General features: G+C 59.3%; 21 protein-coding genes and 1 pseudogene. 14 read left to right on the top strand and 8 right to left on the bottom strand.

What is annotated here, in order from left to right; all coding sequences use genetic code 11:
* Positions 1 to 37: 37 nt before the first annotated feature.
* From ALP40_RS03340 to zapE, 5 genes are all read left to right on the top strand, one after another.
* Positions 38 to 1,447 (top strand): CitMHS family transporter, encoded by a 1,410-nt coding sequence (locus tag ALP40_RS03340; RefSeq protein ID WP_409077496.1) that lies wholly within the window; start codon positions 38 to 40, stop codon positions 1,445 to 1,447.
* On the top strand, positions 1,448 to 2,809 hold the full coding sequence (locus ALP40_RS03345; protein WP_122206866.1) for an acyclic terpene utilization AtuA family protein: 1,362 nt from the start codon (positions 1,448 to 1,450) through the stop codon (positions 2,807 to 2,809).
* Positions 2,806 to 3,129 (top strand): hypothetical protein, encoded by a 324-nt coding sequence (locus ALP40_RS03350; RefSeq protein WP_122206867.1) that lies wholly within the window; start codon positions 2,806 to 2,808, stop codon positions 3,127 to 3,129. The genes ALP40_RS03345 and ALP40_RS03350 overlap by 4 nt, the downstream gene beginning before the upstream one ends.
* 123 nt (positions 3,130 to 3,252) lie before the next feature.
* Positions 3,253 to 4,698, top strand: coding sequence for a SulP family inorganic anion transporter (locus tag ALP40_RS03355; RefSeq protein WP_122206868.1), 1,446 nt, complete (start codon positions 3,253 to 3,255; stop codon positions 4,696 to 4,698).
* 47 nt (positions 4,699 to 4,745) lie between these two features.
* On the top strand, positions 4,746 to 5,861 hold the full coding sequence (gene zapE, locus ALP40_RS03360; RefSeq protein WP_122206869.1) for a cell division protein ZapE: 1,116 nt from the start codon (positions 4,746 to 4,748) through the stop codon (positions 5,859 to 5,861).
* Positions 5,862 to 5,864: 3 nt separating this feature from the next.
* On the opposite strand, the gene rarD is transcribed toward zapE, so the two are convergent.
* Positions 5,865 to 6,749, bottom strand: a complete 885-nt coding sequence (gene rarD / locus ALP40_RS03365) for an EamA family transporter RarD (protein WP_122206870.1) — start codon at positions 6,747 to 6,749, stop codon at positions 5,865 to 5,867.
* Between the two features lie 129 nt (positions 6,750 to 6,878).
* Positions 6,879 to 7,475, bottom strand: a complete 597-nt coding sequence (nudK, locus tag ALP40_RS03370) for a GDP-mannose pyrophosphatase NudK (RefSeq protein WP_122206871.1) — start codon at positions 7,473 to 7,475, stop codon at positions 6,879 to 6,881.
* Positions 7,476 to 7,925: 450 nt separating this feature from the next.
* Between nudK and ALP40_RS03375 the strand changes: the two genes are divergently transcribed.
* Positions 7,926 to 9,077 carry an MFS transporter gene (locus tag ALP40_RS03375; protein WP_122206872.1) on the top strand — a complete coding sequence of 384 codons (1,152 nt, stop codon included), beginning with the start codon at positions 7,926 to 7,928 and terminating at the stop codon, positions 9,075 to 9,077.
* A 31-nt stretch (positions 9,078 to 9,108) separates the two neighbouring features.
* Here the strand turns inward: ALP40_RS03375 and ALP40_RS03380 are convergent, their stop codons facing one another.
* Positions 9,109 to 9,942, bottom strand: a complete 834-nt coding sequence (locus ALP40_RS03380) for a PhzF family phenazine biosynthesis protein (RefSeq protein WP_122206873.1) — start codon at positions 9,940 to 9,942, stop codon at positions 9,109 to 9,111.
* A 113-nt stretch (positions 9,943 to 10,055) separates the two neighbouring features.
* Positions 10,056 to 10,538: a multidrug/biocide efflux PACE transporter gene (locus ALP40_RS03385; protein WP_122206874.1), complete on the bottom strand. Its 483-nt coding sequence runs from the start codon at positions 10,536 to 10,538 to the stop codon at positions 10,056 to 10,058.
* Between the two features lie 99 nt (positions 10,539 to 10,637).
* Between ALP40_RS03385 and ALP40_RS03390 the strand changes: the two genes are divergently transcribed.
* The 5 genes and pseudogenes from ALP40_RS03390 to ALP40_RS03415 all read left to right on the top strand — a co-directional run bounded on the left by ALP40_RS03390 (position 10,638) and on the right by ALP40_RS03415 (position 15,626).
* Positions 10,638 to 11,522: a LysR family transcriptional regulator gene (locus ALP40_RS03390; RefSeq protein WP_122206875.1), complete on the top strand. Its 885-nt coding sequence runs from the start codon at positions 10,638 to 10,640 to the stop codon at positions 11,520 to 11,522.
* 127 nt (positions 11,523 to 11,649) lie between these two features.
* Positions 11,650 to 11,925 (top strand): annotated as a pseudogene (locus tag ALP40_RS03395) (PAAR domain-containing protein); the annotation flags it as partial.
* A gap of 52 nt (positions 11,926 to 11,977) precedes the next feature.
* Positions 11,978 to 12,190 carry a DUF6434 domain-containing protein gene (locus ALP40_RS03400; protein ID WP_122206877.1) on the top strand — a complete coding sequence of 71 codons (213 nt, stop codon included), beginning with the start codon at positions 11,978 to 11,980 and terminating at the stop codon, positions 12,188 to 12,190.
* Positions 12,191 to 12,368: 178 nt separating this feature from the next.
* Entirely contained in the window at positions 12,369 to 14,462 is a 2,094-nt protein-coding gene (locus tag ALP40_RS03405; protein ID WP_183135990.1) for a PAS domain-containing protein, read from the top strand.
* A 258-nt stretch (positions 14,463 to 14,720) separates the two neighbouring features.
* Positions 14,721 to 15,626 (top strand): manganese catalase family protein, encoded by a 906-nt coding sequence (locus ALP40_RS03415; protein WP_122206879.1) that lies wholly within the window; start codon positions 14,721 to 14,723, stop codon positions 15,624 to 15,626.
* Positions 15,627 to 15,718: 92 nt separating this feature from the next.
* Here ALP40_RS03415 and ALP40_RS03420 read toward each other — a convergent pair whose 3' ends face one another.
* Together ALP40_RS03420 and katB are read right to left on the bottom strand one after the other, a co-directional pair.
* Positions 15,719 to 16,282, bottom strand: coding sequence for an ankyrin repeat domain-containing protein (locus ALP40_RS03420; protein ID WP_122206880.1), 564 nt, complete (start codon positions 16,280 to 16,282; stop codon positions 15,719 to 15,721).
* A 60-nt stretch (positions 16,283 to 16,342) separates the two neighbouring features.
* Positions 16,343 to 17,848: a catalase KatB gene (katB, locus tag ALP40_RS03425; protein WP_181112395.1), complete on the bottom strand. Its 1,506-nt coding sequence runs from the start codon at positions 17,846 to 17,848 to the stop codon at positions 16,343 to 16,345.
* A 604-nt stretch (positions 17,849 to 18,452) separates the two neighbouring features.
* Here katB and ALP40_RS03430 point away from each other — a divergent pair.
* The 3 genes from ALP40_RS03430 to ALP40_RS03440 all read left to right on the top strand — a co-directional run bounded on the left by ALP40_RS03430 (position 18,453) and on the right by ALP40_RS03440 (position 22,102).
* On the top strand, positions 18,453 to 19,166 hold the full coding sequence (locus tag ALP40_RS03430) for a GNAT family N-acetyltransferase (protein WP_122206882.1): 714 nt from the start codon (positions 18,453 to 18,455) through the stop codon (positions 19,164 to 19,166).
* Between the two features lie 182 nt (positions 19,167 to 19,348).
* Positions 19,349 to 20,989 (top strand): methyl-accepting chemotaxis protein, encoded by a 1,641-nt coding sequence (locus ALP40_RS03435; protein WP_122206883.1) that lies wholly within the window; start codon positions 19,349 to 19,351, stop codon positions 20,987 to 20,989.
* Positions 20,990 to 21,247: 258 nt separating this feature from the next.
* Positions 21,248 to 22,102: a CAP domain-containing protein gene (locus ALP40_RS03440; protein ID WP_122206884.1), complete on the top strand. Its 855-nt coding sequence runs from the start codon at positions 21,248 to 21,250 to the stop codon at positions 22,100 to 22,102.
* A 42-nt stretch (positions 22,103 to 22,144) separates the two neighbouring features.
* Here the strand turns inward: ALP40_RS03440 and ALP40_RS03445 are convergent, their stop codons facing one another.
* Both ALP40_RS03445 and ALP40_RS03450 read right to left on the bottom strand, forming a co-directional pair.
* Positions 22,145 to 22,573: a nuclear transport factor 2 family protein gene (locus ALP40_RS03445; RefSeq protein WP_122206885.1), complete on the bottom strand. Its 429-nt coding sequence runs from the start codon at positions 22,571 to 22,573 to the stop codon at positions 22,145 to 22,147.
* A gap of 198 nt (positions 22,574 to 22,771) precedes the next feature.
* On the bottom strand, positions 22,772 to 24,403 hold the full coding sequence (locus ALP40_RS03450; protein WP_122206886.1) for a methyl-accepting chemotaxis protein: 1,632 nt from the start codon (positions 24,401 to 24,403) through the stop codon (positions 22,772 to 22,774).
* Between the last annotated feature and the right edge of the window lie 52 nt (positions 24,404 to 24,455).

Raw genomic sequence — 24,455 nt, forward strand, 5'->3', positions numbered from 1 at the left:
GAGCCTACTGCTCGTTGTCAGTGTTCTGTTTTTTGAAATGTCAGGTGCCGAACATTTCAATTTACAAAGCATAGCCCCGTTTCGATACTCGTTGAAAACAACAACAACTCGTCCCGCCGCATGCCGGTCAGGGATGACAAAACGGGACCTGCCCATGCTCGCCACCCTCGGTGTCATTACCATCCTTTGCCTGCTTGCGGCTGTCATGAGCAAGCGTCTTTCGCCCTTGGTCGCACTTATTGCCTTGCCGATCATTGCGGCATTGATCGGCGGCTTCGGTCTGCAAACCAGTGCGTTCATCATTACTGGTATCAAGAACGTCGCCCCGGTGGTCGGCATGTTCGTGTTCGCCATCCTGTTTTTCGGGGTGATGACCGATGCCGGCATGCTCGACCCGATCATCGACAGGATTCTCAAGGCCGTCGGCACGCGGCCCACGCGCATTGTGATGGGCACGGCGCTGCTGGCATTGCTGGTGCATCTGGACGGTTCGGGGGCGGTGACTTTTCTGGTGACCATCCCGGCGATGCTGCCGCTCTACACGCGGCTGGGCATGGACAAGCGCATTCTGGCCTGCGTCACGGCGATGGCGGCAGGTGTCAACTTTTTGCCCTGGACCGGTCCGGTGCTGCGCTCGTCGGCGGCCTTGCACGTGCCGGTGGCGGACCTTTTTCAGCCACTGATTCCGGTGCAAATTGTCGGTCTTGCATTCGTCTTCATCTGCGCGTGGTTTCTGGGCCGCCGTGAAGAGCGGCGTCTGGGACTGGGCGCCGGTGCGCAGGTGGACGTGGTGCCCAAGCGGGTGCTGACCGAGCAGGAAGAACTGCTGCGTCGGCCGCGTCTGTTCTGGGTCAACCTCTTGCTGACCATTGCGGTGATGAGCGTGATGATTTCCGGGGTGGTCGATCCGGTGGTGATGTTCATGCTCGGCACCGTGGTTGCGCTGTGCCTCAATTACCCCAATGTCGACGCCCAGCGCACGCGTATCGATGCTCACGCCAAGACGGCCCTGACGATGGCCAGCATCCTGCTGGCGGCCGGGGTCTTCACCGGCATCATGCAGGGCACTGGCATGCTCAAAGCAATGGCCGAAGTGGCGGTGCATCAGATTCCGGCCGGACACGGCAAGCTGATCCCGATGGTGGTGGGGTTCATTTCGATGCCGCTGAGCCTGCTGTTCGACCCGGATTCGTTCTATTTTGGCGTGATGCCGGTGATTGCCGAGGTCGGCAAGGCGCTGGGCGTCGATCCGTTGCAGGTGGCTCAGGCGTCGCTGTTGGGTGTGCACACCACCGGATTTCCGGTCAGTCCGCTGACGCCCGCCACCTTCTTATTGGTGGGGCTGTGCAAGATCGAGCTGGCCGATCACCAACGCTTCACCATCCCTTTCCTGTTCGCGGCGTCGGTCCTGATGACCCTGACGGCCATGCTCCTGGGAGTATTTTGAATGAAAACCCTGCGTATCGGCTCCGGTGCCGGTTATTCCGGCGACCGCATCGAGCCCGCGGTAGAGCTGGCTGAACACGGCAAGCTGGACTACCTGATTTTCGAATGCCTGGCCGAACGCACCATTGCGCTGGCACAGCAGGCCCGGTTGAGAGATCCCGACGCCGGTTACGATCCCTTGCTGAGCGAGCGCATGCGCCGGGTGCTGCCTTTTGTGGGGCGCGCAGGCGGTGATTCGCGCAGGTTGCGGGTGATCACCAACATGGGCGCGGCCAACCCGTTGGCGGCGGCGCGGGAAGTGCGGCGTATCGCTGCGGAACTGGGTCTGTCAGGGCTTAAGGTCGCGGCATTGACCGGTGATGACGTGCTGGCCGCGTTGCAGAGCGACGCTTCCAGGACGCTGGACAATGGCATGACGCTGGCTTCGCTGGGTGACCGGCTGATCTCGGCCAACGCTTATCTGGGCGCCGAAGGCATCGTGCAGGCGCTTGAAGCCGATGCCGATGTGGTGATAACCGGTCGTGTGGCCGATCCGTCGCTGTTTCTGGCGCCGCAGGTGTTCGAGTTCGGCTGGGCCAGCCATGACTGGACCTTGCTGGGGCGCGGCACGCTGGTCGGTCACCTGCTGGAATGCGCAGGCCAGATCAGCGGCGGGTACTTTGCCGATCCGGGTTTCAAGGAGGTGCCGGACCTGGCTCGACTGGGATTCCCGTTGGCCGAGGTCAATGCCGCGGGTGAGGCGACTATCACTAAGGTTGAAGGCTCGGGCGGTCGCATCGACACCGCCACCTGCACCGAGCAACTGATATATGAAGTGCATGACCCGGCGGCGTACCTGACCCCCGATGTGAGCGCCGATTTTTCCGGTGTCAGCTTCCAGGCAGATGCCGAGAACCGGGTGCGGGTTACCGGTGCGGATGGGCGTACGCGTCCCGAGACCCTGAAGGTGTCGGTCGGTTACCTGGATGGGTGGATCGGCGAAGGGCAGATTTCCTACGGCGGGCCTGGTGCGTTGGCGCGTGCGCAACTGGCGCGTGAGATTGTCCTGCAGCGTTTGACGCTGACGGCGGTAAGGGTCGAGGACGTTCGCGCCGAACTGATAGGCGTCGATGCTTTGCACGGCAGTGAGCTGGGTTCGCGCTCACCTGCCGCCCCCTGGGAAGTCCGGCTGCGCGTTGCGGCACGTTGTGTGGACCGCAGCGAGGCGGTCAGGGTGGGCAATGAAGTCGAGACGCTCTACACCAACGGCCCTTACGGCGGTGGCGGGGCGACCAAGGCGGTGCGGCAGGTGGTGGCCGTCGCTTCATTGTTTCTGGCGCGCGATGCGGTAGAACCGATGGTGCATCTGGAGGATTCGGTATGAACGGCCCCGTCAAGCTACGAGAACTTGCCCATTCGCGGACCGGTGACAAGGGCGATACCTCCAACATCTCGGTGATCGCTTACCGTGCCGAAGACTACGCAAAGCTTTGCCAGGCGCTGACCGTTGATCGGGTGACGGCCTATTTCTCTCAACTGCTGGACCCGCGCGCCGAGCCGATTCAGCGTTATGAGCTGCCCAACGTGTACGCCCTCAACTTCGTTATTCCCGGCGTGCTGCGAGGCGGGGTGACCCGTTCATTGGCGCTGGACGCTCATGGCAAGGCGCTGGGCGCAGCGTTGCTGGACATCGAAATCGCCTGACGCGCAGGCGCTTGGATGCCTGGCTGAACCCTTGCAGCGGTGGCCGATGAGGGCGTGTTTGAGTAATATGCCCCCTTTTTCGCATCGCTGCGGGTCGCCCCGCAGGCGCAGTTCAGGTAAGCCATGAAATCTATCCGTATACGCGCCGAGGTCCTGGCAGGGCTCACGACGTCCTTCGCTCTGGTGCCTGAGTGCATCGCCTTTGCGCTGGTCGCGCACCTCAATCCGCTGATGGGGCTCTACGGCGCGTTCATTATCTGCACACTGACCGCATTGTTTGGCGGACGACCGGGAATGGTGTCGGGGGCTGCGGGCTCGATGGCCGTGGTCATCGTCGCGCTGGTGGTGCAACAGGGCGTTCAGTATCTGTTGGCCACCGTGCTGCTGGGCGGTCTGTTGATGATCCTGTTCGGGGCGCTGCGTCTGGGCAAACTGGTGCGGCTGGTGCCTTATCCGGTGATGCTCGGTTTTGTGAACGGTCTGGCGATTGTCATTGCAATGGCCCAGCTTGAGCATTTCAAGGTCGGCGAAACCTGGCTGAGCGGAACGCCGCTCTACGTGATGCTGGGGATGGTGGCACTGACGATGGCCGTGGTTTACCTGTTGCCGCGTGTGACCCGCGCCGCGCCACCGGCCCTGGTGGCGATTCTGGGTGTCGGTCTGGCGGTTTATTTCCTTGACCTGCCAACCCGCACACTGGGCGACATGGCGCACATCGCAGGCGGGTTACCGGCGTTTGCGCTGCCCGACATCCCGTGGAATCTGGACACCCTGCGCATCATCGCGCCTTACGCGATATTAATGGCAATGGTGGGGCTGCTGGAAACCCTGCTGACCCTTAACCTGACCGACGAAATCACCGAAACCCGTGGCTACCCGGACCGTGAATGCATGGCGCTGGGTGCCGCCAACGTGGTGTCGGGTGCGTTCGGCGGCATGGGCGGTTGCGCGATGATCGGCCAGACCGTCATCAACCTCAGCTCCGGTGGCCGCGGTCGGGTGTCCGGGGTTGTGGCCGGCATGATGATTTTGATGTTCGTGCTGTTCCTGTCGCCCTTGATCGAGCGTATTCCGTTGGCGGCCCTGGTCGGTGTGATGTTCGTGGTTGCCCAGCAGACCTTCGCCTGGGCCTCGCTGCGAGTAGTGCGCAAGGTGCCGGTGAACGATGTGTTGGCGATCATCGCCGTCACCGTGGTCACGGTACTCACCGATCTGGCGACAGCGGTGGTGTTCGGCATTATCATCGCCGCGATCAATTTTTCCTGGCAGCAGGCCCGTGAACTGTACGCCGACAGCCATATAGAAGCCGATGGCAGCAAAATCTATCACTTGCATGGCACGCTGTTCTTCGCCTCGACCACGCCGTTTCTCGACCAGTTCGACCCGGCCGAAGACCCTGCGCAGGTCACTCTGGATTGCCGTCACCTGAGTTTCGTGGATTACTCGGCCATTGCCGCCCTGAAGACCTTGCGCGAACGTTACGCCAAGGCAGGCAAGCATTTGCGTGTGGTGCACCTGTCCGAGCGTTGCAAGCGGCTGCTCAAACGTGCGGGCGTGCAGCACGCCTGAACCGGTATAGGCTCAATGTTCTTCCCGTTGCCCAAGGAGTGTGATCGATGAGTGCCCTGTCTCCGCTGGATGCCTACGAACGTGCGGTCCAGCGTGGCTTTCAGCCCGATCAGGCGCAATTGCAGGCAGCCCGGCAGTTGCAGGCGTGCTATCTGGCGCTGAACACGCCACGAGGCAGGGCGCAGGGCGTCTATCTGTGGGGGCCGGTCGGGCGAGGCAAGACCTGGCTGATGGACCGTTTCTTCGAAAGTTTGAGCGTTCCGGCCCGGCGTCAGCATTTTCATCACTTCATGCGCTGGGTTCACAAGCGCATGTTCGAGCTGATCGGCACACCGCATCCACTGACGGTGGTGGCCAAAGAGCTGGCGCGTGAAGTCCGTGTGCTGTGTTTTGACGAGCTGTTCGTTACGGATATCGGCGATGCAGTGATTCTTGGCGGGCTGTTGCAGGTCATGTTCGAAGAAGGCGTGGTGCTGGTCTGCACCTCCAACCAGCCACCGGATCAGTTGTACAGCCACGGCCATAACCGTGAGCGGTTCATGCCCGCGATTGTGGCCATTCAAACGTACATGAATGTGGTCGCCGTCGATGGCGGCGAGGACCATCGTCTGCACCCCGGTCAGTTGCATCAGCGTTACTGGGTGGCCAAAGCTGGACGTTCCAGCGCCTTGCAGGGGATTTTCGAGGCACTCAGTGCCGGGCAGCCGGTTCACGATTCCCAAGTCATGCTCGGCTACCGCAGTATCAACGTGGTACAGCATTCGGATACGGCGGTCTGGTGCCGTTATCGCGACCTGTGCGAGCAGCCGCTGGCGGCGATGGATTTCATTGCCTTGTGTGATCGGTTTTCGGTGATTCTCGTCAGCGAAGTCCCGTCCCTGAGCGCGGCGCAGCGGGAATCGAAAATCGCCCGTGGCACCGAAGATGGTGTGGAGCAGGTCGCAGCGGGTGATCGGGAACTGCCACAGTTATCACCCCATGACGATGGCGTGCGGCGTTTCATCGCGTTGGTGGACGAGTGCTACGACCGGCGCATTCCGCTATATGTCGAAGCGCAGGTGGCGATGGACGCGCTGTACACCGAAGGCTATTTGTCTTTCGCGTTCCGTCGCACGCTCAGCCGCCTTCAGGAAATGCAGCTGGAACGCTTCACCGACCACTGAGGTTCAGACGGCATCCCGACGCCGCTGGGCCAGCATGTGTTTGGCGCCTTCGAGAATCAGCACGCCGACTGCGATCCAGATCGGGATGTACGTCAGCATCTCGTCACGGCTGATGCTTTCGCCCAGCAGCAGCGCGACGCCCACCAACAGCACCGGCTCGACGTAACTGAGCAGCCCGAACAGGCTGAACGGAAGCAGGCGGCTGGCGATGATGTAACTGACCAGCGCCGATGCGCTGATGACGCCCAGCAGCGGAATCAACAGGTAAAGGAGAGGCGTCTGCTGGATGCCCATCGGATCGCCGCTGGCAATGAACCAGAGGCCGATGGGCAACATGAACAACATGTCGAACCATAGCCCGCCCAGGTTATCGGTCCTGAGCTTGCGCCGTAGCACGAAATACATCGGATAGCCGATGGCGACCAACAGCGTCTCCCAGGAAAAACCGCCCAGCCGCCATAACTCGTGACCGACGCCAATCATGGCAAAGACCGCAGCGATCTTTTGCAGGTAGGACAGATGCTCGCCGTAAACGACGCGTCCGGTGAGAATCATGCTTAGCGGCAGCAGGAAGTAGCCCAGCGATACTTCCAGGCTACGTCCGTGCAGTGGCGCCCACATGAAGATCAACAACTGTGCGCCCAGCAGCATCGACGACAGCAGCAGCCCGAAGAACAGCAACGGTTGCTGCCTCAGCCTCGTGCCCAAGGCACGAACCAGCTTCCAGTCGCCACTGATCAGCATGAACAGGGTGGCGCACGGCACCGTCAGCAACATGCGCCAGCCGAAGATTTCCTGACCGTCCAGCGGCTTCATCAGCGAGGTATAGAGATACATGACCCCGAACAGGACCGAAGCCAGTACTGACAGCACGACACCTTTGTACACAGCGGCCTCTTTGGGTCTTTCTGAACGAAGGCCCGCCCCGGTTTGGGGCGAGCGGTCGCCAGTTTAGTGCGTGGGCGGGTAAAAAGCTTCATTGCAGACGGACAATAAACGCCGCCATCAGCGGCGATGTCAGTCCAGCAGACGATGCAGTTTGGCGTACTGCAGCAGCATGATGGTTTTGCCGTCGCAGATTTCCCCGGTGTCGATCATCGCCAGCGCCTCGTCGAGAGGGAGTTCCAGCACCTCGATTTCTTCACCTTCGTCTGCCAGACCGCCGCCATCGCTGCGCTTGTCTTCATCGAAGTATTCCCCGACGAAAAAATACAGCCGCTCGGTGACCGATCCCGGGCTCATGAACGCTTCGAACACCTTGCGCACTTCCTGAACGCGATAACCGGTTTCCTCTTGGGTTTCCTTGCGGATGCAGGTGTGGGGGTCATCTCGGTCAAGCAGGCCCGCGCAGGTTTCGATGAGCATGCCGTCATGTTCGTTGACGAAGGCCGGAAACCTGAATTGCCGGGTCAGCACGATGGTCTGTTTGAGTCTGCTGTAGAGCAGAATCGTCGCGCCATTGCCCCGGTCGTAGGTTTCACGGCTCAGGGTGCTCCACGTACCGTCGCGGCCGAGAAAGTCATAGGTGGTCTTGCGCAGTACGTACCAGTTGTCCGACAGCACCTCGATCTGCTTGATGCGCACGCGGTCCTGAGTGGCGACAGATCGCGTCATGGCGTAGTCCCTGAGTGAATGGCAGGCAGTTGTTTTGATGTCGGGTGCATAAATCAATTGTCCTTGAATAACAGGTGCTTCCCTGACGCGTCCCCGGATTGGTGGCCAAACCGTCGCGGCAGACTGGTGCACCGATTCCGTGCGAAACTGAATTTATATCCACGCTCGCAACGTGGCAAGGCGCGGTCATAGGCCGACAGCTCATTCAGGGATGTTTCAGGATTTACGCAGGTGGATGGGCGGTACGTCTGTGAGGATCGATGCTTATGATTGTTAAGGATTTTCCTCTTGATCCTTTGTCCGCTGGCTTGAGTTCACGCGCGTGTATTTAATTTTCAAGGCATATGCACTTGTTCTTAGACTTGCCTTTACGCTGTAGACCTTCAGTTAACCCAGCTTCGCCGGACCGTCACGTGTGCTGACACTGTCCGGCCTTTACAAGGAGTATGCATGACCTCTTTCAGCACCGTAGCCCAAGATGCCAAGGCACGGGCCGAACAGTCTTCCACGCGTATTGCGTTTTTCATCGCCGGTTTCAGCGTCGCCTCGTGGGCGCCTTTGGTGCCTTACGCCAAGCAACGGATGGGGCTCGACGAGGGCACACTGGGCCTGTTGTTGCTGTGTCTGGGCGTGGGTTCGATCATTGCGATGCCGCTGGCCGGAGCCTTGGCGGCACGCTTTGGCTGCCGTCGCTTGCTGGTGTGCTCGACGTTGTTGATCTGCCTGTGCCTGCCGCTGCTGGCGACTGTTTCCAGCCTGTCACTGCTGATTGCCGTGCTGTTTCTGTTCGGCGCCAGCATGGGCGGGGTGGATTGCACGGCCAACGTGCAGGCAGTGATTGTCGAACGGGCCAGTGGCAAGACCATGATGTCGGGGTTTCATGGCCTGTTCAGTCTGGGCGGTATTGCCGGCGCTGCCGGCGTCAGTGGTTTGCTCAGTCTGGGCATCTCGCCCTTCATATCGATGCTGGTCGTGGTCGTACTGACGCTGCTGGCGCTGGCCAAGGCCGCGCCCAATCTTCTTTCCTACGGCAGCCGCTCCGACGGGCCGGCGTTTGCCATTCCGCACGGCGTGGTGCTGTTCATCGGTCTGCTGTGCTTTACGGTGTTTCTGGCCGAAGGCGCGATGCTGGACTGGAGCGCCGTGTTCCTGACCTCGCTGCGTGGCGTGGAGGTCTCTTATGCCGGGCTGGGCTACGCGGTATTTGCGGTGACCATGACGCTGGGACGGCTGTTTGGCGATGCCATCGTGAAGCGAGTCGGTTCCAATCGGGTGATCATCCTCGGCGGGCTATGTGCGGCGGCTGGCCTGGCGGTGGCCACGCTGATTCCGGCCTGGGAAGCCGCCTTGCTCGGGTATTCGCTGGTCGGTGCGGGTTGCTCGAACATCGTCCCGGTGTGCTACAGCGCAATCGGTCGACAGAAAACCATGCCGGAAAGCGTGGCCATCCCGGCGATCACCACCGTGGGCTACGCCGGGATTCTGATCGGTCCTGCGGCCATCGGTTTCATCGCCCACGTCAGCAGCCTTGAAGTGGCTTTCATGATCGTCGCCGTTATGTTGCTCGGCGTGGCGATCGGTGGCAGCAAGCTGAGAGCCTGAGCGTCAACACCCGAACGCCTGTATTTGGGCGTCAGAGTCTGCGTGCCATGCCGGACACGCGGATCGAACTGCCGATCTGCGCCGGTATTTCGGCGCGCAGGCGCGAGCGGCAACCCATGTCCTCGCCTTGTAGAATGTCGATCATTGCGCCATGCGGCCAACCGATGTCACGCAGATAACCCGCCAGTGCTGCGGTGGCTGCGCCGGTCGCGGGGTCCTCATAGACCCCGCCGAACGCAAACGGATTGCGGGTATGGAAAAACTGCTCGCGCTCGGCATAGGCCAGCAGAATCGTGGCCCATCCCTCACGGACCATCAGGTCGTGCCCGATCTGCTGGTCGTAGTGCATGGCTTTGAGCTTCGCCCGGCTGTTCAACGCCAGAATCAGGTGCCCGGCACCGCCGTTGATATGGGCAGGCGCGATGCGTGGGTCCAGATCGTCATGGGTGTAGCCAAACAGTGCCAATGCCTCATCCAGCACCTGTGCACTGACCGGTTGGCTGTGTGTCGGGGGCGATTGCAGCGCTGCCGAGGTCAGCGAGCCCTGAGCGTGGCCTTCAACGGTGATCTGCGCGTGGTTGAGCGTGAGGTTGAACACGCCATCGCCTTGCTGAGCGGCAAGAGCGGCACCCAGCGCGATGGTCGCGTGGCCACAGAAGGGCACTTCAGCCAGCGGCGAGAAATAACGCACTCGCCAGCCGCCTTCGACAGGTGCTGCGAAAGCGGTTTCGGAAAACCCGACCTCGGCGGCAATGCGCTGCATGACCTGCTCGTCCGGCAAGGCTTCGCCAATCCATACGCCCGCCGGGTTACCCCCTTGATCCCCGTCGCTGAACGCAGCCAGTTTGAGTATTTCAGTCGCCATTGTTGCGGGTCCTTTGCCGTCGTCATGGCCTGACAGTGTGCGCCAGAGACTTCAAGGAAATCCAACCGGAATTCGTGATGCCAGGCATCTTTGCGCTTGATGCATCGCCGTCCTCACAGCGCCTCGCATTTCGACAGACGCCGCTGCAAAACGCGCTCGCGTACCTTGTCGTAAGCCCAGTTGAACAGCATGGTGTAGGGCAGAAACATCAGCAGCAGGCCGATATCCAGCACGAAGGCTTCGAACAGGCTGATTGACAGCCACCAGGCCGCCAGGGGCACCACCGCAAGAATCAACCCACCCTCGAAGCCCAGTGCGTGCTGGGCACGCGTCGTCAGGCTCATGGCAAACCCGAGCCGGGCACGCAGACGGTCAAACAACGCGTTGTAGACCATGTTCCAGAGCATGGCGACGGTGGAGATCATGACGGTCATGGCACCCATCATGGCCAACGAATGATTCATCAGCCACGCCAGCAGCGGGGCGACCAGAATCACACCGCCCATCTCGAACAGGGTGGCGTGCAGGACGCGCTCCTTGATGGATTTCGCCGGTACCTGAAGCTGGCTTCGGGTGTTCTGGATGATGTCGCTCATGACGCGTCGGCCCTTTGTGGTCATTCGTGGGGGCATTATCATCGGGGATTGCGTTAAGCTGAAAATCATTGCCATCGGTAAAACCGATAGAGGTCGTCCATGAGTTATTCACCCGAAGCGCTGGAAGCCTTTGCACAGATCGCAGCGCTGGGCTCGTTCAGCGCGGCGGCACGGCGTCTGGGCAAGAGCCAGTCGACCATCAGCGAGGCGATTGCCCGACTGGAAATCGATCTGGGGCTGGAGCTGTTCGACCGGTCGTCGCGCCAACCGGTGCTGACCGAGGCGGGCAAGGTGATGCTGGGCCGGGTCGATGATGTGCTGTGCGCTGCCGACCGCTTGCGCAGGGCTGCCGGAAGACTGGTCCAGGGCGTAGAACCGAGGCTGACGCTGGTGCTGTCGGACGCCAACCAGTTTGCCGATTTCGAGCGGTTGATGACCGAGCTGGATCAGCGCTTCCCGGAGCTGGAGATGGAATGCGTGTTCGCCGAGCATGGTGATGCGATCAGCCTGGTGCAGTCGGGGAGGGCGTCGCTGGGGCTGCTCTCCGCGCAGGCGAGTTACCCTCCCGAAATCGGTCACGCGACCATCGATGAAAGCGCCGACTTCGGTCTGTTCGTGTCGCACAAGCATCCGCTGGCCGCGCTGGAGCGGGTCGATTATCAGCACCTGGCGCGTTACCGGGCGTTGCGCCTGAATACGCTGGTCGAGCAAAGCATACCCACCGATGACCTGCCCACCAGCGGCCACAGGCACTGGTCGGCGCCCAATTACCTGTTGCTGATGGACATGGCGGCATTTGGCTTTGGCTGGTCGGCACTGCCGCGATGGTTGGTGTCGCGCTACTCGGGCGGGCTGCTCAAGGAGCTCAATGTTTCCGGCTGGCCGCGTCGTTCGGCGGTGGATGTGATCTGGTCGTTTCAACGCAGCCTGGGGCCTGCCGGTTCGTGGCTGCTGGACTCACTGGCGCCCTTTGCGGGGGAGTGAACAGGCCATCTTGGTGAAGCTTCATGCGCCCAGTGCAGAATCGTCCGACAGATAACGTCGAGCATGTTCTTTAGTGTCGTCACCCCTGCGTCCCGCAGGCCACTGATGATGAAGCCAAGGACCCCGAATGATCCCTTTCGCACGCCAGGGCGACCTGCATGTCTGCCCGATACCCGGGCACCTTCCAACACCCATCGTCAGCGCGTCCAGCGACGTGCTCGCCAACGGATCGGGCATCGCACGCGTGGGCGATATCTGCGCCTGCGGAGCCGTGATCGTGACAGGCGTCGCGTCGATTCTGGTCAATGGCCGCCCTATGGCCCATGTGGGCAGCCCTACCCGTCATGGCGGGATGATCGTCAACGGCAGTCTGGATGTGGTGGGCGGGATGGGTGCAGACGGATAGTTTGAATCGCGCTATAACAGATCGCGTTTCCTTGAAGGATGAATCGGACATGACATTCGACTGGCACAGCGATCTGATTACCCGCGACACGGCGGTAGATGCGCACTATCGAAACACTCAGAACGTACGGCGCTTCATGACCGAGCAGTGCGGGCCGCAGTTCAAGTTTGATCGCGCCCTCATGGCCTGGATCATTGATGGCACGCCCAAGAGCATGGGGCAGGTGGTGGATGAATGGGTGCGCAGGCGAGCGGTTGTTTGACGATGCGCGCGCGCTCAGGCGTGTGACGCGCAGCGTCACGGATGTCCGGTCGACCAGTCCTGTTTTCTACAGGTAAATCTCCATTATTTTTGCCAGCAGGCTGTTTTTCTCGTAGCGTGCTCGTGCCGGCCTGTTGAATGGGGAAACGGCGACGACCATTCTCCCAGGTACAGCCGCTTTGACCCCGACCGAACTGCAACAATTGCAGCGCCGAATGAAGGCGCTGGAAGACGAAAACGCCCTGCTCAAGGAGCGGCTGAGTATCAACGGCCGTAAAGCCGAGAATGAACTGGCGTTATCACAGGAGCGCTATCGTTTTCTGTTCGATGCAATGGACGAAGGTTTTTGCATCATCGAATTCTTTGACGGGCCTCACGGTCCGCTCAGTGACTACATTCACATTGAGGCTAACCCTGCTTACGAATACCACGCCGGCATTCCCAATGTGGTGGGCAAGAAGCTGCGCGAGATGGTTCGCGAAGAGGCCGATGACTGGGTGCAGTTTTACGGCAAGGTGTTGGCCACGGGGCAGCCGATCCGGTTTGAGCGTGAGCTTGAGGCGACCGGGCGCTATCTGGCGCTAACGGCGTTTCGCATCGAACCGGCGAGCCGCAAGCAGGTGGCCGTGCTCTTTCAGGACATCACTGAACGCAAGCGAGCGGAGCGCGCGCTTCAGCAGCTCAACGAAACCCTTGAAGCGCGTGTGGTGGAGGCTATAGCCGAGCGCAATGTGCTGGCCGATGTCGTCAATGGCACTAATGCGTTCATTCATGTCATTGACTGCAGTTACCGCTGGATTGCCATCAATGGCTCGGCTTCCCGGGAGTTCGAACGGTTATTCGGTGTGCGGCCCAAGGTGGGTGACAACATGCTGGAGGTGCTCAACGATCGGCCCGAAAGTCAGACAGGCCTTCGTCAGCGCTGGGCTCGGGCACTGTCCGGTGAAGACTTCGCCATCAGTGTCAACTTCGCGGATTCGAACGACCCCGCCAGCCATTTCGAGATGCGCTACAGCACCTTGCGCAATGCCGAAGGCCGGCCGAGCGGGGCGTACCTGTTCGCCTACGACGTGAGCGAGCGTCGGCGCGAGCAGGAGCGTCTGTCGAAGGCCGAAGAAGCGTTGCGCCAGTCGCAAAAAATGGAAGCGGTCGGCCAACTGACCGGCGGTATCGCCCACGACTTCAATAACCTGCTGACTGGCATCACGGGTTCGCTGGAGTTACTCAAGAATCGTCTGAGCCAGGGACGCTTCACCGAAATCGACCGCTATGTGGCTGCCGCCCAAGACGCCTCCAAGCGTGCCGCTTCGCTGACGCATCGTCTGCTGGCGTTCTCCAGGCGGCAGACGCTGGACCCCAAACCGGTCGATATCAACCGGCTGGTGGTGGGCATGGAAGAGCTGATCCGCCGTACGGTGGGGCCGCACATCACTGTGGAAGTCGTGACCTCGGTGGGGTTGTGGTCGACGTTCATCGACGCACCGCAACTGGAAAACGCATTGCTGAACCTGTGCATCAACGCGCGGGACGCGATGCCGAAAGGCGGACGGATTACCATCGAAACCGCCAATAAGTGGATTGACCAGCGCGGCTCTCAGACCCGTGACCTGTCCCCGGGCCAGTATTTGTCGCTGTGTGTCAGCGACACCGGGACCGGCATGACACCTGAGGTGATAAACCGCGCTTTCGATCCGTTTTTCACGACCAAGCCACTGGGCCAGGGCACCGGCCTGGGGCTTTCTATGGTCTATGGTTTCGTGCGCCAGTCCGGCGGTCAGGTACGGATCTATTCGGAACCGGATCAGGGCACCACGATGTGTCTTTATCTGCCACGTCATTACTTGGGAGCCCCGGAAGAGGTGGAATCCGAAGAGACGTCAGAATCGATACGCGCGCAGAGTCTGCAGACGGTGATGATCGTCGACGACGAGCCCACCATTCGCATGCTGGTGGCCGAGGTGCTTGAAGATCAGGGCTACATTCCCATTGAAGCCGGTGAGGGTGCTTCGGCGCTCAAAGTGCTGGAGTCCGACAAGCGTATTGATCTGCTGGTGACCGACGTCGGATTGCCGGGTGGCATGAACGGTCGGCAACTGGCTGATGCAGCACGCGTCATTCGTCCTGACCTTAAAGTCCTGTTCATTACCGGCTACGCTGAAAATGCCATTATCGGCAATGGACATCTGGACCCTGGCATGTGGGTCCTGACCAAACCGTTCACGATGGAAGCGCTGGCCAGCCGTATTTTCGAAATGATCGAGCGTCAGGACTGACTCGCCCTGCGTGCTCGGGCTCGTCCTGGTCCTGGTCCTAGTCAATAAGGAGGTGCCGGGCGTTGTTCCGTTGATAAAGACGATGAACGGTGTCGCGTCTGCCTTTCGTCGCACACTGCGTTTTCTTGCGAATCTTTCTGCCGAATTGCTCCCTCTCAACCTTGATGGCGATGTTTGCTACGTCATTGACGCGTCTTTGACGGCCATTGGCTGATTTTGCCTGATCAAGAATGCTTCATGCCTGAGAGGGGAGAAATCATGTTTCTTCATAATAAACGTTTGCAATACACCGTCCGTGTTTCGGAGCCCAATCCAGGGCTGGCCAATCTGTTGCTGGAGCAGTTCGGCGGGGCGCAGGGCGAACTCGCCGCTGCAAGCCGATATTTCACACAAGCGTTGTCCGAAGATGATCCAGGTCGTAAGGACCTGCTATTTGACATCGCCACCGAAGAGCTGAGCCATCTTGAGGTGGTGGGCTCCATCATCGTGATGCTCAACAAAGGTGCCAAGGGCAAAATTGCCGAAGGTATCCAGGAAGAAGGGGAGTTGTATCGTGATATCACCGGTGCGGGTAATGACTCGCACATCACCAGCGTGCTGTATGGCGCTGGAGCGCCGTTGATCAACTCGGCTGGCGTGCCGTGGACAGCGGCTTACATCGACACCATTGGTGAGCCAACCGCTGACATGCGCTCCAATATCGCTGCTGAAGCGCGGGCCAAGATCGTTTACGAGCGGCTGATGAATGTGACGGACGACCCGGGCGTCAAGGATGCGCTCGGCTTCCTGATGACCCGGGAAATCGCTCATCAGCTTTCATTCGAGAAAGCGCTGCACTCGATCCAGCCGAACTTTCCTCAGGGCAAGCTGCCCGGCATGCCGGAGTTCACCCGTAAGTACTTCAACATGTCCAACGGTGACGCCAGCCCACGGGGTCCGTGGAACAGTGATGAAGCGTTCGAATACGTTGAACATCCGCTTCCAGCCGTTGACGGCGGAGACGGGACGGCTTCAGTCATGTTGAGTGAAGACGATGAGGCGACGCTGATGGTCATGAAGAAGAGGACGCAATCCGACCCGGCCGCAGAAGTGCCGGTCACTGGCGCGGAGTTGGGTTCGAGGATGCTGCCTGAAAGCTCTGGCAGCGGCGGTAGCCAGATCTGACGTTGAACGTCGTCGCTCGACAAAACTGCTGTCCTGAACGGATGGCAGTTTTCCAATACAGGCAGGATCCTGTAAGCGCTGGAATCGATGTGTCAGCGTGTCGGCAAGGTCTGGAACTCGCCCTTGGACAAGCCTTCCACGTCGTTACCCATGCTGTCTCGGATGCTCAGGTCTGCGCCTTTGTCCTTTAGCTCCTTGAGCACTTCGGTGCGTTTGAACAGTGCGGCATACATCGCGGCCGTCTGCCCCGCATTGTTGGTCAGGTTCGCGCCGCAATCGGCCTGAACCAGACGTTTGGCGATGCTCAGTTCGCCTTTGAAAATCGCACCCATCAACGCTGTATTGCCGCGTTTGTCTTTGGCGCATGGATCGGCACCGGCGTCGATCAATCTGACGACCGAATCCTCGTGACCGTGATAGGCCGCCAGGATCAAACCGGTATAGCCCTGCTCGTCACGCACATTAAGGTCGTAATGGGCTTCGATGAAGGTGTCCAGCATTGGATTGTTGCCTTCACGCGAGGCGTCGAAAAACAGTGTGCGCAACTGGCTTGCGGTCTGTTCTGCGGTGAGTGTCTGGGTGGGTGGCGTGGGCGCGGGTTGCTCGGCGTGGGCAACGGCGGTCAACAGCAGCAGTCCGTAAAGAAGGGTTTTCACTGGCGTTCTCCTGGCCTGAACCGCCCCGGCCATTAAGCACCGGGGCGGAACATCCGATCATCAGTCTTTAAGGTTTGCAGCCAAGGATTTGACTTTGCCCAGATCGCCTTTGGCTACTTCGGTTACCCGAGTGCCGTAGGTTGGGTCGGCCTTGTACAGGAACGACAGGATGATGTTCTTGCTTTCAGTGTCGGTGTCAGCCAGCGACTCACCAAAGCTCTGAACCAGATCGGTCTGGTCTTTCGGGCTGTAAGAACGATACAGATCACCGGCCTGCTTGAAGTTCTGCTCACGCGTGATCTTCGCTTGCTGGGTGGTGCCACTGAGCGGCAGCTGGCTGTAGCGCGCGCTTTCCACGGAAGGACGCGGCTCCAGACGGCTTGGCTCATAGTTCACGCCGCTGGTGGTGTGGCCTGTGTTCAACGAACCGTCCTGGTTGCCATTGTTGACGGCAACTTTAGGCTGGTTGACGGGAAGGCTCAGACCGTTGGCGCCCAAACGGTACATCTGGGTATCGGCGTAGGAGAAAACACGACCTTGCAACAGACGGTCTTCGGACGGCTCGATGCCGGGCACCAGATTGGCTGGCGCCATCGCGACCTGCTCGGTTTCCTGGAAGAAGTTGTCGACGTTCTTGTTCAAGACCATCTGACCGATTTTCTTCTCGGGAACGTCAGGCCAGATTTTGGTGGCGTCCAATGGATCGAAGTCGAATTTAGCCAGTTCTTCAGGCTTGAGCACCTGAACGTAGAGGTCCCATTTCGGGAAATCGCCTTTCTTGATGGCACCGACCAGGTCGTTGGTCAGGTGGCTGTAGTCCTTGGACTGGACCTTGGCCACTTCGGCCGGATCAAGGTTCTTGATACCTTGCAGGGATTTCCAGTGGAACTTGACGTAGTGTACTTCGCCCTTGGCATTGACCAGCTTGTAGGCGTGTACGCCGTTGCCGTCCATGAAGCGATAGCCGGCTGGCGTCCCTTCGTTGGAGTACAGCAGGGTCAGGGTGCGCGTGGCTTCCGGTACGTGGGAGAAGAAGTCGAAGCGACGTGAGTCGTTATCCAGGTTGGTGCGAGGGTCAGGCTTGAACGCGTGCACCATGTCCGGGAACTTGATGGCGTCACGGATGAAGAAGGTCGGAAAGTTGTTGCCTACCAGGTCCCAGTTACCGTCTGCCGTGTAGAACTTGGTGGCGAAGCCGTGCGGGTCGCGCAGGGTTTCAGGCGAGTGGTTGCCGTGGACCACGGAAGAAAAGCGCACGAAAACCGGGGTCTTTTCACCGGATTTGAAGACGGTTGCCTTGCTCAGGTCGCTAATGTCGGCCGAGGCGGTGAACTCGCCTTTCACGCCGGTACCGCGTGCATGCACAACGCGCTCCGGGATACGTTCGCGGTCGAAACGCTGAAGTTTCTGCAGCAACTGAACGTCCTGCAACAGCACCGGGCCTTGAGCGCCGGCGGTCTGGGAGTTCTGGTTGTCGCCGACCGCGGCACCATTGTCGCGGGTCAGCGTATCGGCTGCGTACGCGGTCGGAATGGTGATTAAGCCGACAGCTGTTAAACGAACCATGTTTCTGGACCAGTTTAATAACGGCATTTTGAATCCCTCATATTTTTTTAGTAGGCCGGGCCATGTTATGCGCGCGGGGAGGATATCAGCGATTATAAAAATCAATCGGGGTGATTAAGATAAATAAGGGTGACGGTTTGGAACGGCACTATCAGTTGTCTTAAATGACGTGAACACCGGTTTATTAAAGAGTGGCCTATTAGAGGTTTAAAACGTTGTATGTCAACTTAAATATTGCAGGTCATTGAATCAATTGAGGTTTAATCTGGGTGCGGTGCCACTATTTCATACTCGAAGATCATAAATGCATGCGGCGGTAATGCAAACCAGTCGCAGTAATGACAGGTGGTTTTTAGAACGCCCGTGCCAGTTAGGCGGTGACGGATGATCGCGATAGTGGCTTTTTGAGATTCTTGTTTAGTTGAGTGTCCACTGCCCTGAAACAAACAGTAGCCTTTATAAGGGAAATAAAAGGACTGGTTCTGGCGTCTGCAAAACCCGTAAATCCAATTGGCATTCTGTGGTCAGCACCTGGCGTACCGACGAGGTATCATGCCCCGCTACCTGTCTCAGCACAGCCTTATCCCTCGGAGCCAGACGTTCAATGCCCACTGTCATGCTGTTGCAAAGCCCGCCGCCGGAATTCATTCGAAGCCAGATCCAGCAAATGGTGGTCGATTACGTCACCGATATCAGTCTGGTTGCCATCGCGCCCAGCAACCCGCTGTACAACCTCTATCAGTACGGGGTCGGTTACGAGGTACACCTTTACCTGAATGCGATGGACGGCTCCGGCAACATGGCGGTTGAACTGATCGTGGCACTGGATGACGAGGATCCGGAAACGGTATTGGGTTTCCTGCTGTATTTACCTGTGCAGGGCGATCCGCAGGCGTGCGCGGTGACCTACCTTGCGGTGCGGGAAAGCCATCGGGGGCAAGGCATCGCACGCTCGATGCTGGAGAAGATGGTCAGTCGATACCCGCATGCGGAATTGTACTGCGTGGTCGACAAGGTGCCTTACTTCGAGTGGCTGGGCTTTCAGGTATTGGGTGCCCGCGGGCCGCACGTGATCATGAACACCCGTGATCATGGCACTGAAGGGCTGCTCGCGGTGATGGACATTGCGCCCATCTACAGTTCGGTGGAAGTGCGACAGATTCACGCCTACCTGCTTAAACAGCACGGCGACAAGGCAATGGCCGATGCTGAAAAAGAACGTGATCGACGACTTGACCGCATGACGCGCGAGGCAAAGGTCTTCGTCGCGAAGCATCAAGGACAGGGTGGAGCACAGCAGCCGATTCTGCTTCACTGATCATCAATCATGAGCCTCTTGATGCGCTCGAACGGGTGCCCCGCAGCATCATATGCTGAAGTGTTATTAATTTTGCGGCGTGTTGAACGTTTGCGAGATGAGTGAAGTCACTATGACATCATTGCTGAGTGCAAAATCATTTCAGCGTAGTCGTGATCCCTCATCTTGCAACGGTCCACCCTATGAATATCCTGCGTCAGTTCAAGTTTTCGACCAAGCTTCTCTCGGCGTTCATCATCTGTGCGCTTATTACACTGGCTGTGGGTGGGTTGGGCATGACGGGCGTGACCCGTCTTGGCAATTCGCTGGAACAGACGTTCTCCAACAACCTGGTTTCAGTCAGCAACACCAACGAAACGCTGACCAGCATGACCGCACACAACCGTGGCCTGTATCGCCTGCTCGATGCACAGGATGGTGGCGTATCGGAAACTGACAAGGAGCGTGTTCGCCAGGCGCTGGCCGATGACCTGGCTCGCGCTCAGAAAGTGTTTGCCACTTATCGTGCGACGCCGCTCGAAGACGACGAGCGCGTGGCGGGCGATCAGCTTGAGCAGATGTTGCCTGCCTACGTTGCCGGTTCCCAGCAAGTGGTCGAGATGATGAGGGCCGGTGATCTGCAGAACGCCAGGACCCGCCTCAACACGCTGTCCACCGAAGGGTTTGTGAAAATTCGCGCTTATCTGCGGACCATCATCGACTCCAACAATCGCCAGATCAAGGAAGGCGCAATAGCCGCTGCCGAGTTGAGAAACAAATCCGTGATGATGCTGGAAGTCGGCGTCGTGATTGCGTTCATCGTGGCGATTCTGCTGGGTATCTTCATCACCCGCATGATCACCCGTCCGCTGGCTGTTGCCGTTGTCAGCGCCCAGCGCATCGCTGGCGGTGACCTGACCCAGCCGATCGTGTCGACCAGTGGCGATGAAGCCGGGTTGCTGCTCGATGCACTGTCAAACATGCAGGGCGGCCTCAAGAACACCATTCAACAGATCGCCAGTGCTTCTGATCAGTTGGCCTCGGCGGCAGAAGAACTCAGCGCCGTGACCAACGAAAGCACCCGTGGGCTGACTCGTCAGAACGATGAAATCCAGCAGGCGGCGACCGCCGTGAACCAGATGACGGCTGCCGTTGAAGAGGTGGCGCGCAACGCTGTGTCGACGTCTGAGGCGTCCAAGGCCGCCACCGAAGATGCCGTCGACGGTCGCGGGCAAGTGGATCATACGGTCAAGGGCATTACGACGATGGTGCACGAGATCACCGAGTCGACCGAGGCCGTTTCCGAGCTGGCCGGGCATGTACGTGAGATCAGCAAGGTGCTGGATGTGATCCGCAGCATTGCCGAACAGACCAACCTGCTGGCGCTCAACGCGGCCATCGAAGCGGCACGTGCCGGTGAACAGGGCCGCGGCTTTGCGGTGGTGGCTGATGAGGTTCGCGCACTGGCTCATCGTACCCAGGCCTCGACCGTGGAAATCGAAGGCATGATCAGCACGGTGCAGTCCGGTGCCGACGGCGCTGTCGCCGCAATGGGCAAGAGCCTGTCGCTGGCCACCAATACGCAAGAGCTGGCACTGCGTGCGGGTTCTGCGCTGGAGAAAATCACCCAGGGGGTGGTCACCATCAACGAACGTAATCTGGTGATCGCCTCGGCGTCTGAAGAGCAGGCTCAAGTGGCCCGCGAAGTGGACCGCAACCTGCTGAACATTCAGGACCTCTCGACCCAAAGCGCGGCCGGTGCCGACCAGACCAACGCATCGAGTCAGGAGCTGTCGCGCCTGGCAACATCCTTCAATACGTTGGTGGCGCAGTTCAAGATTTGACGGCGCAGATAACCATCACCTGCTGAAGAAACGCTGAATCTGCAGCCATGTGAGCGCTTGCCAGCGATGCGTTTCTTTAGTCGATGTGGAAGAGAGGGCAGGAGCCATCGCCGACAAAAAGCCTCCCACCGTGAAGTGGCGGTTGAGGCTCTTTGCTTGCTGACTGGCCAGTAAACGCTGTAACAACCTCAAAAAGCAGTTGCACCCCACCGGGTGAGGTCGCGCATGATAGGCGCTCTCAATTTTCCGGAGATTTTCATGGTATCCATCACGTCCGTCTTACGCGTAGCGATACTGTCATTTGGGGTGCTTGCCGCCCAACCGTCGCTGGCCTCTGATGAAACGCAATTGATCGAGTCGCTCAATGCGTGGCGTGGCGTGGCCCAGCGCTGTGGGGATCAGGTGTCGATGGAACTGCCGCCGCTGGTGAGCGATTCTCGCCTGGTGCTGCCAGCCAGTGGCAGTGTTGACCTTCAGCAGTCGCTGGCGCGGGCCTCCTACCCGATGGTCACGGTGCAAGCCATCAGCCTTTCCGGGCCGCGCGATGCACCATCGGCGTTGAAGGCCGTGCAGGAAAGCTTCTGCCAGGTGGTACTGGATCCGCAGTTCATTGACATCGGTGTGAGCCGGGAGGGCCGCGACTGGCGCATCGTACTGGCGCGCTCGCTGGTGGCGGCACGTCTGGGTGATTCGCAGGCCGAGGGCCAGAAAATTCTGGAAATGATCAACGTGGCCCGCGCTGCGCCGCGCCAGTGTGGAGCCCAGTCTTTTACGGCTACCACACCGCTGACCTGGAACGCCACGCTGGGTACGGCAGCTCAAAGTCATTCCCAAGCGATGGCCAACCATAATTTCTTCGACCACAAGGACCGCGAAGGCCGCACCCCCGGCGACCGCGCTGAACTGGCTGGCTACATCGGTCAACAGGTCGGTGAGAACATCGCCGCAGGACAAGACACAGCGCGCAAGGTCGTGGATGGCTGGCTTGGCAGCCCCGGGCATTGTGCCAACCTGATGAACGCAGGCTTTCGGGAACTGGGCGCGGCCTATGCGACCGATCCCAAGAGTGATGCAGGCATTTACTGGACGGCGATGTTTGGTACACAGGAGTGACAGGCGTCACTCCTGTGGGATCAGTGTGTTACAGGCTAATGATCAGAAGCGGAACGCCTGACGGCCGATCAGCAGCCACTGGCCTTTCTGCTTCTGCCATATCTGGAAGTTTTCGATTTCGGTTGGCACCACTTTTCCGCTGTTCACGGCCTGTGCCGAAAAGTGGTTGCGAACCATCGCGACGTCGCCGGACAGGGTGATTTTCTGGTTGAGCATTTTCAGGTCATTGAATGCGCTCTTGCCGGTTTCGATGTCGGCAATGAACGCCTGCTTGTCCTGGATGTTGCCGCTGGAGTGCCCGTAGGTCAGGTTGTCGGCGGTCAGCGCTTGCAGTTGCGCTATATCCTTGTGCCACATGGCTTGGGTCAGCTTGTCCACGGCTTGCGCGACATCCGCCTCATCGGACGGTGCGGCGACCACATAGCCTGTGAACAGGCACACAAATCCTACGAGCAGTTTGAGTTTTCTCATACACGTTCCTTCTTATTGTCATTGTCAGGTGGGTTGTCGAAGCGTGCCTTGACGGCAGCGTGGCAGATTGACGTTCATCTGTCGTCGTACAACTTAGTCGAGCGCCGGGTGCATGACAAGCAGGACAGGTGTCGAGGCCGTGGGAATGGTATTTAGGGGGAGCCGGGAACCTGAGTTCCCGGTGAAGCGAGAGGGGGCTTAGACGACGCGGAACTGTTTGGTCAGACGGCTGAGGTCAGACGCCAGCTTGGTCAGTTCTGCCGTGGCGACAGCGGTCTGGCCGGCGCCTTCGGACGTCTGGCTGGACAGGTCGCGAATGCTGACCAGACTGCGGTCCACTTCACGTGCGACCTGCGCCTGTTCCTCGGCAGCCGTGGCGATCATGAGGTTGCGCTCGTTGATCTGGCTGATGGAGTCTGTGATGTCGAGCAAGGCTTTGCCAGCGCCATTGGCCATGTCGAGGGTTTTTTGGGCCTGGAAGCTGGTCTGCTCCATCGCTGTTACGGCGTTGCCTGTCCCCAGTTGGATAGAGCTGACCATCTGCTCGATTTCGCGGGTCGATTGCTGGGTGCGGTGCGCCAATGCACGCACCTCATCGGCGACCACGGCGAAGCCTCGACCGGCTTCACCGGCACGGGCCGCTTCGATGGCAGCGTTGAGCGCCAGCAAGTTGGTCTGTTCGGCGATGGCCCGGATCACATCCAGCACTTTGCTGATGTCGGTTGCCATGACCGCAAGACCCTGTACCTCGGTCGAGGTGACCTGAACCTTGGAAACCATCAGGTTGATCGCAGTCACCGTTTCATCCACCTGCGCACGCCCGGCTATCGCCGCGGTACTGGACTGCGAGGTGACTTGCGAAGCCGACGCGGCGTTGCTGGCCACTTCCTCGACGGCCGCGCTCATTTGGTTGACCGCTGTGGCCGCCATTTCGATTTCGTTGGTCTGACGTTGAATGGTGCGTGAGGCGTCTTCGGTCACTGCATGCATTTCTTCCGACGTGGCCGCAAGTTGAGTCGAGGAGTCGCCAATCAATGTGAGCGCACTGCGCAGATTGGTCTGCATGGTCGCCAGCGCTGCGATCAGTTTGGCGGCTTCGTCGCTACCGTCAACCTTGATGTCCATGCTCAGGTTGTTGGCTGCAATGCGCTCGGCAATTTCCAGGGAGTCGTTAATAGGGCCGGTCAGACTGCGGGTGTACATCCAGGCCAGCACCAGGGTGGTGAGGACACCCACGGCGATAAACAGACCGACCATCCAGAGAGTCTGGTTATAGGCGGCGTCCGCACTTTCACCGGACCTCTTTGCTTTGCCGTCGTTGATGGCAATAAGGTTTTTGAGAGACGTTTCTACCAGATCAGCCGCGCTCTTCATTTCATTATTGGAAATCGCCACTGCGGTTTCCAGGTCGCCGGCAGCCACGGACGCCAGGTAACGATCCTGATTGGTCTGGTAGTCGGCATTGGCTTTGGTCAGTTCATCGAACGCCTTGCGACCTTGGGGCGTCACGATCAGCTTGCTCAAGGCACTGGTGTAGCTGGCGATCACTGTCCTTGCCTGTTGGATATCGCTCAGGGCTTTGGTCTTTCGCTCTTGAGGTTCGATCGGGTTACGCAGGCGTGCGTTATTACCGCGAATGCCGACAAACTCCCGGTCTAACGAGCCCATCAGTTTCACGCTGGGCAGCACGTTTTCTTCAATGAATTTTTCCGCCTCGTTCAATATCGAGGCTTGGCGTAAAGACAGCACGCCTAGGGCAACGATCATGAGGCAGAAAAAACCAAAGCATAAAGCCGAGCGGGGTGCGAGGTTCAGCTTGCGCAAAATCATGAGCCTTCTCCGTGATAGGTAAGAAGACTATCGCCTGCTCGGGGTTTTTCTT

Origin of the sequence: Pseudomonas viridiflava (genome assembly GCF_003702045.1) — a bacterium.
Taxonomy (GTDB): domain Bacteria; phylum Pseudomonadota; class Gammaproteobacteria; order Pseudomonadales; family Pseudomonadaceae; genus Aquipseudomonas; species Aquipseudomonas viridiflava_C.